Source organism: Vibrio sp. SG41-7 (assembly GCF_014164465.1).
Lineage (GTDB): Bacteria > Pseudomonadota > Gammaproteobacteria > Enterobacterales > Vibrionaceae > Vibrio > Vibrio splendidus.
Genome location: NZ_JACJFF010000122.1, coordinates 1 through 15027, shown reverse-complemented (window position 1 = coordinate 15027; position 15027 = coordinate 1). Strand labels below are relative to the sequence as shown.

The following is a 15027-nucleotide window of genomic DNA, read 5'->3' as shown; positions in this document are numbered from 1 at the left end:
CGGACAGTGATTCCGGAGTTCGTGGAAATTTGGCTGGTTTATCCCGGAAATGGTGTCCGGATTAAAACGGAATGAATGTCCGGATAATCCCGGAATCGGTGGTCGGATTGCTCCGGAATATGCAATAAAACCAAACTACTTCTACTATGGCAATTACATACTATCGCCCGCCCAAAAGAAGCAGCTAGAACACGCTGGAGAGATATCGATTTACAAAACCAACGCTGGACCATACCTGCTGAGGAAATGAAGCGTAGACGTGAACACAGAGTCCCTCTCACCAAACAAGCAATTAGTGTTCTTGAAAAGATCAGGATTCAAAGTGGAGGTAAAGAATTCGTCTTCCCCGGTGAACGAAATCCAAAAAGTCACCTAAGCATCTTTACTGCTAATGCAGCATTAAAGCGTAGTTTAGGGTTTAAAGATGAACTTGTTGCACATGGATTAAGAGCCATTGCCTCTACTGCTTTACACGAACAAGGATTCGATACACTTCACATCGAAGCTTGCCTGTCGCATATGGACAAAAATACGACAAGAGCGAGCTATAATCGCTCCGACTTTTTTGAACAAAGGAAAGAAATCATGAGCTGGTGGAGTGAGTTTATAATGCAAGCGAATAGCAACTAGTAAACAACGTAAGTGGAGGCTGTTAAGCTAAGCTCCTGTTTTTTATCCTACTGAGTATGGCTTATCCAAAACATAAAATCTTCATAACACTTGTCTATATATTTGGGCATTACTCTTGGATAACCTGCTCACCCAACTGACCACACACAGCCCTGACAGCTGAATGGAACTTTGTGACTACTCACCGCCTTCTCAGGCGATGCTTCTTATTTCGTTAGCCGTTGCCCGATAGTGTCGAGACTTACGCTGCTTCCATAAGCAGAGACGATTGTCCAACCGCCTTTAATTCCAGAATGACTTTATCGCGGATATTAAGGGCGGCATTTAAGTCGCGGTCTATATCCATTGTGCCGCAAGATAGTCAGTCCCATTTGCGAACCGATAAATCCATTTCTTCCACTTTATGACCGCAACAATGACAAGTTTTAGAGCTGGGGTACCACTGTTCTAGCTTCACAAGATGTTTACCTTGCTCTTTCAACTTGTACTCCCCAACTTAACAACAAAGCTATGCCATGAGGCATCTGCTATGTGTTTTGCTAGTTTGTGGCTTGTCTACGCGTGTTCGAGATAATCTATGTTGACATTCATCGCGAGCGTTTTAATCTATAGTAAAGTGAGATAAGCCTAGACCGATACTTGTAATCTCACGGTGAATGTTAGCCTCTACTGGCCTCGCTTTCAGAACTTTAATTTCTCCACCTAGCACCTACACACCAACTCACCCACACACCAACACACCAACACACCAACACACCAACACACCAACACAATGATTGCTTGCTATGCCTACGTTTGAACAATGGATATTTGGCTTTCAACTTTGGATTAAAAAAGTTATCCAAGGCTTGATGGAGATTGATCACCGACTGTTGTAAAGCGATTGAATCATATTGCTTTAACTAGTGGTATTTTCGAGACTTCTTGGCGACCGCAAGCAATGGTTTTATATCTTTTTTAGGGTTCAGTGTTACACCATGCTTGCGGTACATGTGAGACTTTAAATGCAGAGCTTTGTTATATGCAAAACGCACAGCACCAAACTAAGCCATTAAAAATTCAGCTTGATCATCTGTCGGGTAAATGCGTACTTTGGTTGCTCTTAACATTTCAGTGCTCATCTGTATAATAATTGTAAATCAAAAGTTTCAAGTACTTTTTAGAGTGAGTGTGCACAACAAAGAACTACTTCAAGATTATCTCAGAAAACGCCATAGCGTTAGTAAATTAGTTGTCCATCTTGTGTTTACTACAAAGTACAGGCGCAAGTTGCTTACTGGTATCATGACTGAGCAAGGCGCTAGAATCATCTTGTGAGAAACTTGAATGTGAATTGATAGAAATGGACGGAAAGGAAGATCATATCCATTTACTGATTTCCTACCCGCCAAAGTTAGCGATAAGCACGATGGTAAATAACCTTAAAGCGATATCATCACGAATGTTAAGATTGCAAAATACGCATCTGACAAGATAAAGTAAGAGTTCAGCATTATGGTCACGGTCTTACTTTGCTTGTAGTGTAGGCGGGGCAACGATTGATACACTTCGAGCTTATGTCGCTACCGCCATCAACACAGTCTTAAATTGCTATCGCAATTTCGGCTTATATCAGCGACCATTCCCAACATATTACGCACACCATCACTTAAGTAGGTAAGAGACTGGTACATCACATTGATCTTTATGTGTAACAATCACCTCTTTTGTTGTCGCACTGTATCAAATGTTTGACCAACCTGAAGGAGCCAAGACAATATTTACGACGTTGGTAATTGCTTTTAACAGCTTGGCCATGAACGATTACATCCTCAAGGCCATGCTCCTCGATTATTTGCATTTTTCTTTCGTATTCTGCAATCGTTTCAATTCTCAACCATTGCGTAAATGCTGAATAAGTCGATTCTGGATCTAGACTAATTCTTGATTAAATTGAAATCGCCTTGCACGACGAATTCCCTCTAGTCGTATTAAATTTTTAATAGTGTCATTAATCATAATAAAATCCTCAAGGCAGGTGACTTGCTCAACAGTCTCAAGCAAAGCTGTTTTCTGAAACGATGGGATTTGTTCAATATTTTTAATTTTATCGCAAGTAGTCTGCTTTATCAGACAAAATATGGATTCGTTCATTTTCACCTAACCGAATTGTATAGATAGCGAGTCTGCCTACTGTTTTTGTGACACCAAACTATTAGATTCAACGCTAAAAAGTCCAACACAGTGACGTAGAAACATTGCGCTACATCCCCTTAAATAAGTAATTGAATTATTGTTCACTAACAGTGATTTCGAGCTAAAGTAACCTACGGTATATTAATAAAGCTCCCTATTAACCCTAAAGTGTTTCGCTTTGCCAAAGCAAAAGCTACATTTTAGTCTGCGGATAAAAAGGCTACAGGTTACCCGTGGAGAAGTGCCAACACTTCAGCTTAAACTTTTTGTGATTTTGGTCACCGCTTTAGCTTTGTTACGCTAAGTACCCAGACACTCCTGGAGAGCCTTCTGAAATTCACCTTAGTGAAGCGAAACATGAAATTAACTATCAATCAGAACATACCATATAAAATTAGTCAGCAATAAGAAGTGGCACGCCCCAATCTTCTAATAACCTTGCAACCGTAATATCAGAAACATATTTAGCATCAATACACTCCCCCTCTAGATCACACAGAGCAACAAAAAAAGATGTTTTGCTTGTATCTCTTTTCACCAGCAACCACTGCGCTATGGATTTCATATGCCCCTCTTCATTCAGTGAGGCGAGCTCTACTCCAGCTCCATTACTAGTTTTGTAAAAGATTTTTAATAAGTGATTTTCTTTCATATCGGTTCCAATTCTTCACGACTGTTCCAAGAATAGCGACACATTAACTAATGAACCCTGACTACTATCACACTTTATACCAAATGGAGTATTGCCATAAAAATAAAGAAATAAACAAACTTAAAACTAATCAACCAAAAATATAAGAACTATAAATCTAAAAAAGCAGGGGAATATAGAGCATTAGTTCGAGGTGAGTAAGGCATATTGACCGTTCTCGGTTAAATTTCGTTCGAGATAAAAGCGTTTTAATCTCGGCAAGCGTGGGGGGAGCCTAGTTATTTTACGAAAATCCTCCTAAACAAGGAGTAAACGCTTTTAGTCGTCCTTTCGAGCAGAGTGTTTGCTGCAAAAAATAGCTGAAAAAACATACATCTCTAGTGTCCATTAAATACTTAAACGTTATTTACTACTCTTCACCTAATCGGGCACAAATCACCCAATAGAGTTTTTCAGGCCCTAACCAAGCTCTTTTTCATGAAGCAAGAAGTGACTACCCCCCCCGTTGGGCGATGCTTCCTATTTCGTTAGCCAATGCTCAGTTCCATAAGCAGAAACGACTGTCCAGCCGCTAATACCTTTATCATGGATATTAAGAGCGGCATTTAGCTCCCGATCTATATCTGTAGTGCCACAAGAGGGACAGTCCCACTTGCGAACTGATAGTGGCATTTCTTCCATTTTATGACTGCAACAGTGATATGTTTTAGAGCTGGCGTACCACTGAGCGAGTTTAACAAGGTGCTTGCCGTTCGATTGAATAGCAAAGTGTGATAACCCCAAATCAATACCTGTGGCTTTATCGATTGGGTTAATCAAGCTAGGCGTTTCAACGCCATCATCCACAAGGATGGACGCATAAAACTTACCTGTTTTACTCAAACTGAGAGTAATACTTTTCACCTTACCAATGATCTCACGATGGATGTTGGCTCGAACTGGCTTCATCTTGGGTAGCTTGATAGCACCATCAAGAACCTTAACACCAACACAGCGATAACTAGATTGCTTGCCGTGTCTACGTTTGAATTGTGGGTACTTGGCTTTCAGCTTTGGGTTAAAAAAATTATCAAAAGCTTGGTGAAGGTTGATCATTGATTGTTGCAAAGCAATTGAGTCATATTGCTTCAACCAGTGATACTTTCGTTATTTCTTGGTAACTGCAAGTAATGGCTTGATATCCTTTTTAGGATTCAATGTGACACCATGCTTACGGTAAATGTGAGACTTTAGATGCAGAGCTTTATTATCCGTCAAACGCAGAGCATTACACTTCCCAAATGGAGCATGTCTACCTTACATGTACAAAGCCGCGACAAGTTACGTAAGAAATCAGCTCAACTACATGGCAAAATTAGTTGATAGTCGATTAAATAAAAACCTTCGGACTGGTCTAGGGAGCTGTAAAGTCAGGGTGGAACCTCTTGCGAACTACCCAAGAAAGTGTGTTGAACTAGGGATTGTTCTTGTTAGCAATATAAGAAGCTCCAACCTGTGGCAGCGAAGCTGATTAGCGCGGGGAGAAACAGTTTTGACGACAAAATAGCTAAAGCATCCTCTTACATTTCATCACAGAATGACTGTTCAGTATCTAACCAAACAGACTAAATATGTTTATGCGTATAGCAGTTTGTTAAAAATAATGTTATAGTTGTGTTGTTATAGCATAAATACTCAAACTTTGAAGTGTTGTAGCTGGTACCTAATACCATTTCAAAGCCTTTTAGGTTATAACCAACTTGATAAGTTTGGTTAAAACAAATAATAAATGTCAGGTTGTTTGTTTAAGCCCTTTGAGCGTGGCAGTGCTCAAAGGGCTTTTCAATTCAATCAGTTGAGGTTATAGAAATCACGACGAACTACATAGTCGAGAGCCCAGCTGCTTATAATATGTTGAAACCCACTTGAAACGCCGAAGAGCCAAGTTAGATAACAGCAAGAAGGAGCCCACCAACACTAACCGCAGCGGATAAGTACTGCCCTACCGAATAAGAACTATCTACCTCTTCTTTAACCTTGTCAGGGTGGCCAATGCCTAATGCTCCATGAGCGAAAGATTCAACCTTATCTGTAACCGTCTCGTTTTTGACTTCCGCTCTCTTTGCTTCTTTATCTATTTCTTGAAGTGCAGACAATAGGTTTTTCGCTTCATCAGAAAGCTTTACGGTGTTTTGTTCAACCTTAACAGGTGTCGTCTTTTCAACTTTAGCGCTTGTAGCTTCTACGTTCATTAGCGCAGGTGAATAAAGCTGACTATCATTCGTTCGTATTGATGTCATACCACTCTCCGAACTCATCCTAAATGAGCCCCTTCCCTTCACGAAGGAGGCTGTAAATTAAATACCGTACTAACCTCCTTAAGCAACCTCACGGACAATTAAATTATACTTTCAATCTTAGCAGGCAAGCCTTGTTGTGCTGCAGGTCATTGATAAGAAGCTCCCATTATAATCTTTAATTTAATGGGAGTAATTCATAAGCAAAGGTGACTATGTAGCCTGTAATAACTCAACAACCTCATCACGTTGCGATAACACCATGAGTAACGCTAAGTCATTTGGCTGCAACCGCTCTATAATGTATTTACTACCTGCAACAGGATCACTGCTAAAAATGATATTTTCAGCCGGCATTCCATTACTTTCCGCAGTACTTGCAATTATCCCCGGCACCTCTCCGAATAGCCTGCCTCTTAAATAATCGCTAATCTCAGCAATGACAAGAATATCAGCTTTCATTTTTAAAGCTGATATCGTCATATTGATGATATCCGCATCACTACGGTCACCTGCATAACTCAGCATTAGGAATTTACGCTCAGCAGGCATATGTTCTGTTGTACTTACCATTGCATCCATACTGTGTACGTTATGCGCGAAATCCATGATAACTTTTGCATCATTGATTACAAATTGATTACCTCGACCTGGGTTGTCATTGACATCGCTTGAAAAACAAACTAGCGCACGAGTGATGGCTGTATCTTCAATACCTAAGCTTTTCGCTAACCCTATCGCACCTAATGCATTTTGAATATTGTGCTTCGCAGCCCCATTTAAAGTCATTGGGATATCGTTAACATCTACTAAGGTCGTTTCATTTTGTAATGAATCACTATAAATCAGCTTATCGCCACGAGGAAAGCAAATAGCCCCTTTATTTGCTCGATGTTTTTGTAAAACAGTATTGTTTTCATTCAATGAAAACCAGCATTTTTCAACCATGAATGAGGGTGCAAGTTCAACTAAGTATGGATCATCTGCATTAAGGACTAAAGTGCCGCTCTTTAAGCCTTTAGCAACTATTGCTTTTACCTTAGCAAGCGCTTCCACCGTATTGATACCGTACTGACCCAAGTGATCTTCTGCTACATTTGTTATCAGTGCAGCGTCAACGTTATCAACGGGTAACCCGCGTCGTAACATGCCACCACGAGCTACCTCCAAAACAGCAAATTCAGTGTCTGGATGGCGTAGTAACATTCTTGCACCACCAGGACCAGAGTAGTCACCATAATCGATAATATCTTCACCAACACGAATAAAATCAGTCGATGTGACACCGCAACAACTCCCCGCGGCTTTTATTATTTGAGACATAATACGTACACTGGTTGACTTACCATTGGTACCAGTTACCATCGCTACAGGTAAGCTTTGATGCTCTTGCCAGACAATCGATTTTGGTTCGGGAAGGTTATCTGTTAGCCACGTTTTAGAGTACTTCCCATACCCTAGCGACACATCATCATCATCGACAAGATAGGGAACCTGGTGCTTTTTCGCCAATTCAATAAGGTGCAGCAATTCAGGGTTTACTTCTTGAGCGATTGACTGTTTGATAGTTGCAATCATTATTTCAACATCAATAACGCCCTCCCCCCCAACACCATTGTGCATAAGAATATCGGGAATAAAATGAGCACATGTCAAATCCCACGCGGCTTCATTCAATTCGCAAGCGGCATATAAAGCATCTATTGGCGCACTAATAGCTAAACTTACACCACCTTCAAATTCTCTATAAATCGTACTTTCAGCTGACCATCCCACGGCTTCGAGTAATTGTTTAGCATAGATCCCCCACTGCTCTATGACTTGTTTTTTATCTATGCCATCAACAAATGCATCTAAAATTGATCCAGATTTTTCCCAGAGCAAATTTTTTCCAGTTAAACGGCGGCAATCATCTAACGTTAGTTTTATTATTGGATTTTTCATCTTAATTTTCGGCATGGATTCCTCTTCCGAAGCGCAAAGGGAAGCGAGGAAATGGCGTTCCTCGTTAGTGGTTTAAATTCTTTACACTCAAATAATTTGTCTATTTTGAGAGTTATCAAAATGAGCTTGTGACTACTCACCGCCCTCAATCGGCAGATGCTTCTTATTTCGTTAGCCAATGCTCGATAGTATCGAGTCTTACGCAGCTTCCATAAAGCAGAAACGACTGTCCAACGGCTTTTAATTCTAGAATACCTTTATCACGGATATTAAGAGCGGCATTTAGATCCCGATTTATATCTGTCGTATCACAAGAGGGACAATTCCACATGCGAACCGATAAGGGCATTTCTTCCATTTTGTGACCGCAACAGTGGCATGTTTTAGAACTTCTTTGAAGAGCTAGTTAAACACCTGCTTTTAATAAGAAGCAATACCAGCGAGGCGGCTTCGTGTCCAGTTAATCTATGAAGCTTAGTGGTATAGCAGAAACGTACTCCAAATATGTCAGTGGAAGCCGAGTCCTGAATGCTCAAGTGAGCTTGATCTTATCTGAATGCAGTGTTGAAATTAAAGCTTTCGAGCAGGCAGTGCTAGCCAGTGGAGCGTAAGTAAAGCGTTAGGCTATCTCGAGCCTAACACTTATACACTACATCCTCTCTGAAATGCCATAGGCTACTGATGGGAAAAGATGTCTATTAATCACTTTCTTCATCATATTGAGAAACCAAGCGTACACCGCGTTCATCTTTAACAATTTTCATCCCAGACTCTAAAACGAAAGAATCGGATTCATTGTTATCTGACAAAAATGCCAATGGCACATTTGATTTTTCTTCTTCCACAATTAGTTCTTCATGATTACGATTAAAATGAATAATTTGTTTCCAGCAACGAGTGATTTCATCACCAAAGACAATAACTAAGTCATCTTGTTTTGCCATGTCTAAAGCTTTATCTATGGCTTCAACTTCATCTGCGATTACAAAAATATTTTCTTCAGCGATGCCTTGTTCTTTTAATGTTTTAGCAATTTTTTGAGGTATTTCATCAAAACCACGGCCACGTCTATTGTCATCTGCTTTACAGATATAAACATCAAAATGACCTGCAATTGCTTTCGCAATATTTTCAATATCAACATCTCGGCGATCGCCCGGCCCAGTCACAACCGCAATACGCTTCCCCTGTACTTCTAATTTCGTTGCTAATTCACTCATATATCTTATACCATCTGCATTATGAGCATAATCAAGAATGACTCTAAAAGGGTGTTCATCGAAAACGTTCATTCGTCCCGGCGCTTGGAAAAAGGTTGTATTAAAGGTCCTTAAACCTTGTTGAATATGCTCAAGTGATTTACCTAAGCTATAAGCCAATGCTGCTGCAAACATCGCATTTTGCACGTTATGTGTTGCTTTCCCTTCAAGTGTTGCTGGTATTAAATGTGTCCAGAGTAGCGGAATATGTGCACCATTATCAAAAATAGTGATCATTTCGCCATTAATACCTTTCTCTAAAACTAATGCACGTCCACCTGCACGAATGTGCTCACGTACCAAGCTATGACCAGAGTTCATTGTCACATAACAAATGTGTTTCGCTTTAGTGTAATCGGCCATTCTTAAACATTGAGGATCATCAGCATTAAGCACCACTGAATCTTTAGCCACTTCAACTACGATACGTTTTATTTGAGCTAATTGTTCAAGAGTATCAATACCACGCAAACCTAAATGATCTTCTTGTACATTAATACACGCTGCAACATCACTTTCAAAATAACCTAAACCCGAGCGGGCGATACCCCCACGAGCAGTTTCTAATACGGCAATATCAATCGTTGGGTCTCGTAACACAATTTGTGATGAGACTGGGCCTGTCATATCCCCCTTAACAGATAAGTGACCGTCAACATAAACCCCATCTGTTGACGTCATCCCAACAGTATGACCTGCGTTTTTAAGGATATGCGAAAGCATGCGTGAGGTTGTTGTTTTACCATTCGTACCCGTAATACCCGCAATCGGTATTTGAGTTGGTAAAGACGGTGGAAATAGCATGTCAATCACTTTTCCAGCAACATCTCTAGGCTTTCCTTCACTTGGAGCTACATGCATTCTAAAACCTGGAGCTGCATTGACTTCCACAATACCACCGCCCACGTCTTTATAAGAGCGGGTAATATCTGAGGTTAAGAAGTCGACACCACCAACATCCAAGCCGACAGCTTGTACAGCTCGCTCAGCCATGGCTTTATTATCAGGGTGCACTAAGTCAGTCATATCAATCGCTGTGCCACCGGTTGACAAATTTGCCGTAGAACGTAAGTAAAACACTTCGCCTTTAGCTAATACGGTTTCAGTCGTATAATTAGCTTCTTCAAGCAGTCGATTTGCTTGATTATCTAGTTCAAGTTGCGTTAAAACTTTTTCATGGCCAACACCACGACGCGGATCTTCGTTGACGATATCAATCAGCTCTATAATGGTTTTGCCGCCATCACCAACAATATGTCCCGGCACTCGTTTTGCTACAGCAACTAATTCGCCATTTACCACTAGCATACGGTGGTCTAAACCTGTTAGGAAAGATTCAACCAATACTGCTCGGCTAGTACCATGCTCCCTCGCAAAAGCAAAAGCAGTGCGGATTTGCTCTTCCGTTTTCAAATCGATTGAGACACCGCGCCCATGATTTGCGTTTAACGGTTTTAATACAACAGGGTAACCAACACGTTGCGCTGCTCGTATTGCTTCTCGTTCAGAGTAAACGAGACGTTGTTGTGGCACTGGCAGCCCTAGATCATTTAATAAATTATGCGTATCTTCTTTATCACACGAAATTTCTACTGCAATATGTTTTGTTTCACTAGTAATAGTCGCTTGAATACGCTGTTGGTATTTACCATGACCAAACTGCACTAAGCTGTAGTTATTTAAACGTAGCCATGGAATATCCCGTGCTTCAGCAGCATTAATCAATGACTGTGTACTTGGTCCAAACTCTTTACGTTGTGCAAAACGGATAAAACTTGAAAGCTCTTCTTCAAATTGAAAGTCTGATTCTAACTTTGTTTCTAATTGCGCCTGAATATGTTCTGGCATTAATGAAATAAGTAAGTCACGAGCAAGCTCAGCAGCAGATAAACCAACATCACGTTGTTTGTATTGAAAAGCCATATTATAATGACCCTTTGTACCATTACCTCTTGTCCTGCCAAAACTGACTTCGGTTCCCGCCATGCATTGTAACTCTAATGTGACATGTTCCCAAATATGCCCTATCCATGTTCCTTCATCTTCTTTTAAACGACGAAGAAAGCCGCCTTCAGTACGATATGAGCAACCATGCTCTTGAAGACCTGGTAATGCTTGAATAAGTCCATTTATAAATATATCTCCAAGTTTTACAGACGGTAATTCTTCCAAAATGCCAATATCAATGACATGACGGATTACTGGAAAGTGAGCATAAGAATTTGGGCCAACATACACATTACTTGATAATATTTTCATTCAGAATCCCACATTTATAATTTACAGTTTAATTTACAAATCAAACCAGGCTTATTTATAACCATATATCTAAAGAAATGAATTACGAGTGTAGGTTAATATTACTTGCTTGACCTTAAAATATTAGTGTTTTTGCATAAAAAAATATACGCGCCCACATCAAGTGGTCATATGTTGAACGATTTATTGATTTTAACTTTGGAGATATACCCGTTCAACTTGAAGATGCAGGTATTAGTACCTAAAAATTATCTGTAATTCTAGATACAAGTGAACCTGCAATTTCTGGTGACTTCACATCGAAAAACTTTTTGATAGCAGAGGTTAATGCTGCTTTGGAGGGGAAATAAATATTGTTCCTAACATGCTCATTCATGATTTTCCAAAACAGCTCTAGTGGATAATACTCTTTCTTGAGTTTCTAAAAGAAGCGAACAATACTCTCGCTATCTATCGTTTCATAAGTATCTGTGATCGTTGCGCTGATGTTTTTCAATCGCAGAACACCGATTAGATTCACTCGAGTACGGCTACTTGTCGTTTCAATAAGCTTATCCTGTCCCTTACGGATCCAGCCAAAGCTAAGCTTTGTTGACTAAGTTGGGTGAACAGCATCCATGAAAAGCACAGGCACATCATTTAACTTAAGCACCTCGTTGAAATGCTTGCTGCTCTTCAGGCTTTAGCTTGTGTGGGACACCTTTGGGCTTTTTGTATGAAAAACCTTGGTGATGTAACCACTTGTTAATGCCTGCAACGGTGTAGCTCACGCCGAATTCCGCTTCGACGTAAGTAATGATTTGACGCGTATGAAAGTAGGCTATCTCAGTCAAATGCTCGATGAGCTGCATCGTTTGATTATCAGAAAGTCGACTCTGGGTCTCGTCATTCTCAGGTTTAAGTTTTTCAGATAGAACATAATCACTAAGATGACGAGCAACTGTAGATTCATGGATACGAAGAGCTTGAGAGATCATAACCTGTCCTCAACCCTCGAAAGCCAGCAAGACAGCTTTTATACGGTCACATACTCGACGCTCACGCTCGATATTGTGCATCTGTTCGAGTTGTTACTTTTGTTCAGGAGTTAGTACAATTTTCATGATGAGTAGCATGATCCTGATTTAATGAGAAATCAAGCATCTTCAATGATCACGTGGATAAGGTGATGGGAGTAATTCATTCATGCTCTGATTTATTCATTAATAGTAATTTGGTGTTCACTACCAGATTAAATTCAGAGCATACTTTCTTCAGCCTGTTTTTTTACTTAAAAACCAGTTCATAAAGGTATATTTATTTTGCTTTGAAAATTCATATCAAAGCCCACAAGTTCAGACTTAAAACCAATCACTTGGAAAATGCCTTTCTCGTATCAAGACAATATTTATCACCGTCACTCAACATATGTAACTTGATACCGATCAGTGTAATGGCATCACCGCGTCGCGCTTCAGCCATCGAACTATATTGTAGTTCTGAGGGATCAACAATTGTAATGCTACCATTGCCAACAACTTCTAGGACATTATCAGGACCAATAAAAGCAGCTGTATTTTCACAAATACCTAAACCAGAAGCAAAAGGGTTATAAGATACGGCGGAAAGCAGTCTACCTAAACGATTACGTTGACTAAAATGCTGATCTAATATTGCTTTACTTAATAGCCCCATACCCGGAGCAAAAGTAACACCTTGTTCATTAGGTAAAGAACCGGTCGCGCCCCCTGCAATCATATGTTCAGGCATAATCGCAGCCCCTGCAGATGTGCCAGCTACATGAACGCCTAAAGCATTCAGTCGGCGAATACTTTGTGCAACAGGTGTACCACCAATAATAGTCGATAAACGGAGCTGATTCCCGCCCGTCATAAAAATACCTGTTGCACTTTCTAAGCGTACTAATACATCTTCGCAATGGGCATCTTCTCGTGTGTTTATAGTCAGCGACACTGCAACGCTTACGCCTAAATCTGAAAATATTTTTTCATAGTTCGGCCCTGTTTCTTCAAGCTGTGACGCAGTCGGGATAATGACGATATTCGCACTATCACCGCCGCATAACTTAACAAAACGCTGTAAAATAATCGGGTCGTCAATACGCTCCTCTGCGCCTCCCACTGGAATCACAAATCCTCGTTTCTTACCATCAACTGTTTTCGCTGGACACATATTTACCTCTATTCAAAAGTTCCACGAATCACTGTTTGGTTGTGACGTTTATGCCAAACGCCTTTTACCATCACATCCGTGATTTTATATTGTTTATTTAACACTACTAAATCCGCATCAAAACTAGGGCTTATTTGCCCTTTTGTTTTTAAGCGCAAAAGGTTGGCTACATTCTGTGTAAACATAGGTAGAACCGTCTCAAGCGGAATACCTAATGCTAGTGTTTCTTGTATTGTTTCTAACAATGTGCTGGCACGACCAAAATCCATCTGTGTTAACTCACCTTGTTTATCAAAACAAGGCAAGCAACCGCCACCATCAGAGCTAACCGTAATTCGGTCCAATGCTAATTTATTTTTCACTGCGATCGCAATCGCATCATGAGCTTCAATACCGGGAGCTGCAGTCCCTTTCGGAAACGCGGTGATATCGATATAGCAACCTTTTTTTAATAATTTACAGCTGTCTTCAAATAACGGTATGTTACGGTTAACGTGCGTAGGGTTAAATACACGTGCTGGAATTTCTGTTTCATTGAGCGCTCTGTCAATCAACGCTAATTTTCGGTCACCATCACCTAAATGAAAGTGAATCACCCCTGCTTTACCTGTAATCAACCCACCGACATGCGCTTCGCTCGCGAGTTTGATCACTTCATTAAAAGTAGGTTGGCTTGAGCGGTGATCGCTAATGGCAAACTCACCGATCCCAATAACAGGCTCTAAAAATGTAATATCTCTTTTCGCTGTGCCAGTTAATGTTGTTAAAGGGTAATGATACCCACCTGTCCAACAGTAAGCTGACATACCTTCTTCTCGTAAGCCATAAACACGACTAATTAAGTTTTCAATGCTGCGCGTAGTATCATCTGTCCCTAATAAACCAACAACAGTCGTTACACCTGCACGCGTGAATTCGGTTAACCCAACAGGGGGAACTTGAGTAGAAAAACCCGCCTCGCCGCCACCGCCAGTAATATGGGCATGCGCATCAATAAAACCCGGGATTAATATCGCCCCATCAAAGTCAATTACTTCTACCGGCCAATTGCTCGGTATTGTTAGCTCACTCACACAAGGGGATATTTGCACTACTTTACCATATGCAACCAGAACATCCTTTAACCCTAATGAAGAAGGAGCATAAACATTGACATTTTTTAAAAGAGAAATCATAAATTTATTACGACCTTAATTAGATAGCGCTATTAGCGATGAACACAAAGATATTTTTTAATATACAGTGATATACTAATAATTGACATGACCCACTCCCTAAAATAAATGGATTATTGAACATCAAGCTGGCGCAGTCTCGCCCTTTAAGGCAGGGCGGGATTCCACTTTGAATAAATATTAGCCAAAGATTATTTTTGAGCAATATTCACCAGACCAAGCTGACTTTCTACGTTTGGCAGCCAAGCTATCTTTGTCACTCTCATCCTGCTTTATCATGTTCAACGCAGCACGATTAAATGCCGCTAAGTGGGCAGCTCCATCTGGGTCTTTTACTTTTAGTTCATCTTCTCTGAATACGAGGAAAGTAGACCGCAGGAACTTCCCCTGCAGCCCCTCGCAGAACGGTACGTGAGCCTCTCGACTCATACCGCTCCCATTAAACCATCGATCCTTTCATACCTATTCGCCAGTGAGCAAAAAGA

Annotated in this window: 9 protein-coding genes and 5 pseudogenes; 2 read left to right on the top strand and 12 right to left on the bottom strand. The window is 40.5% G+C overall.

The window, feature by feature from the left end; translation table 11 throughout:
- Positions 1-117: 117 nt before the first annotated feature.
- Positions 118-630, top strand: a complete 513-nt coding sequence (locus H5300_RS21745) for a tyrosine-type recombinase/integrase (RefSeq protein ID WP_310736181.1) — start codon at positions 118-120, stop codon at positions 628-630.
- Positions 631-991: 361 nt separating this feature from the next.
- Here the strand turns inward: H5300_RS21745 and H5300_RS28515 are convergent, their stop codons facing one another.
- Both H5300_RS28515 and H5300_RS28095 read right to left on the bottom strand, forming a co-directional pair.
- Positions 992-1111 carry a zinc ribbon domain-containing protein gene (locus H5300_RS28515; RefSeq protein WP_220503545.1) on the bottom strand — a complete coding sequence of 40 codons (120 nt, stop codon included), beginning with the start codon at positions 1109-1111 and terminating at the stop codon, positions 992-994.
- A gap of 421 nt (positions 1112-1532) precedes the next feature.
- Positions 1533-1739: pseudogene (locus tag H5300_RS28095) on the bottom strand (helix-turn-helix domain-containing protein).
- Between the two features lie 55 nt (positions 1740-1794).
- On the opposite strand from H5300_RS28095, the pseudogene tnpA reads away from it, so the two are divergent.
- Positions 1795-2197: pseudogene (gene tnpA / locus H5300_RS21735) on the top strand (IS200/IS605 family transposase); the annotation flags it as partial.
- A gap of 1002 nt (positions 2198-3199) precedes the next feature.
- Here tnpA and H5300_RS21730 read toward each other — a convergent pair.
- The 10 genes and pseudogenes from H5300_RS21730 to H5300_RS28090 form a co-directional block, all read right to left on the bottom strand.
- A complete protein-coding gene (locus tag H5300_RS21730; RefSeq protein WP_182796887.1) occupies positions 3200-3457 on the bottom strand; it encodes a hypothetical protein in 258 nt (85 codons plus the stop codon).
- 519 nt (positions 3458-3976) lie between these two features.
- Complete coding sequence (locus tag H5300_RS27730; protein WP_259397903.1) at positions 3977-4552, bottom strand: transposase; 576 nt, start codon at positions 4550-4552, stop codon at positions 3977-3979.
- A gap of 830 nt (positions 4553-5382) precedes the next feature.
- The gene (locus H5300_RS21720) at positions 5383-5736 is read right to left on the bottom strand and encodes a hypothetical protein (protein ID WP_182796886.1); all 354 of its coding nucleotides are present in this window, start codon (positions 5734-5736) and stop codon (positions 5383-5385) included.
- A 210-nt stretch (positions 5737-5946) separates the two neighbouring features.
- Positions 5947-7692: a Mur ligase family protein gene (locus H5300_RS21715; protein WP_220503544.1), complete on the bottom strand. Its 1746-nt coding sequence runs from the start codon at positions 7690-7692 to the stop codon at positions 5947-5949.
- A gap of 148 nt (positions 7693-7840) precedes the next feature.
- Positions 7841-8059, bottom strand: a pseudogene (locus tag H5300_RS28510) (zinc ribbon domain-containing protein); the annotation flags it as partial.
- 316 nt (positions 8060-8375) lie between these two features.
- Complete coding sequence (gene cphA / locus H5300_RS21705; protein ID WP_182796885.1) at positions 8376-11195, bottom strand: cyanophycin synthetase; 2820 nt, start codon at positions 11193-11195, stop codon at positions 8376-8378.
- A 241-nt stretch (positions 11196-11436) separates the two neighbouring features.
- A pseudogene (locus tag H5300_RS21700) lies at positions 11437-12253 on the bottom strand (IS630 family transposase).
- 292 nt (positions 12254-12545) lie between these two features.
- Positions 12546-13367: a cyanophycinase gene (locus tag H5300_RS21695; protein WP_182796884.1), complete on the bottom strand. Its 822-nt coding sequence runs from the start codon at positions 13365-13367 to the stop codon at positions 12546-12548.
- Positions 13368-13375: 8 nt separating this feature from the next.
- Entirely contained in the window at positions 13376-14542 is a 1167-nt protein-coding gene (gene iadA, locus H5300_RS21690) for a beta-aspartyl-peptidase (protein ID WP_182796883.1), read from the bottom strand.
- A 180-nt stretch (positions 14543-14722) separates the two neighbouring features.
- A pseudogene (locus tag H5300_RS28090) lies at positions 14723-14905 on the bottom strand (ISAs1 family transposase); the annotation flags it as partial.
- Positions 14906-15027: the final 122 nt, after the last annotated feature.

Excerpts from the sequence above, each read along its gene's own strand:
- cphA (WP_182796885.1), bottom strand. The coding sequence starts at position 11,195 with ATGAAAATATTATCAAGTAATGTGTATGTTGGCCCAAATTCTTATGCT.
- H5300_RS21695 (WP_182796884.1), bottom strand. The coding sequence starts at position 13,367 with ATGTGTCCAGCGAAAACAGTTGATGGTAAGAAACGAGGATTTGTGATT.
- H5300_RS21730 (WP_182796887.1), bottom strand. The coding sequence starts at position 3,457 with ATGAAAGAAAATCACTTATTAAAAATCTTTTACAAAACTAGTAATGGA.
- H5300_RS21715 (WP_220503544.1), bottom strand. The coding sequence starts at position 7,692 with ATGCCGAAAATTAAGATGAAAAATCCAATAATAAAACTAACGTTAGAT.
- iadA (WP_182796883.1), bottom strand. The coding sequence starts at position 14,542 with ATGATTTCTCTTTTAAAAAATGTCAATGTTTATGCTCCTTCTTCATTA.
- H5300_RS21720 (WP_182796886.1), bottom strand. The coding sequence starts at position 5,736 with ATGACATCAATACGAACGAATGATAGTCAGCTTTATTCACCTGCGCTA.
- H5300_RS27730 (WP_259397903.1), bottom strand. The coding sequence starts at position 4,552 with ATGATCAACCTTCACCAAGCTTTTGATAATTTTTTTAACCCAAAGCTG.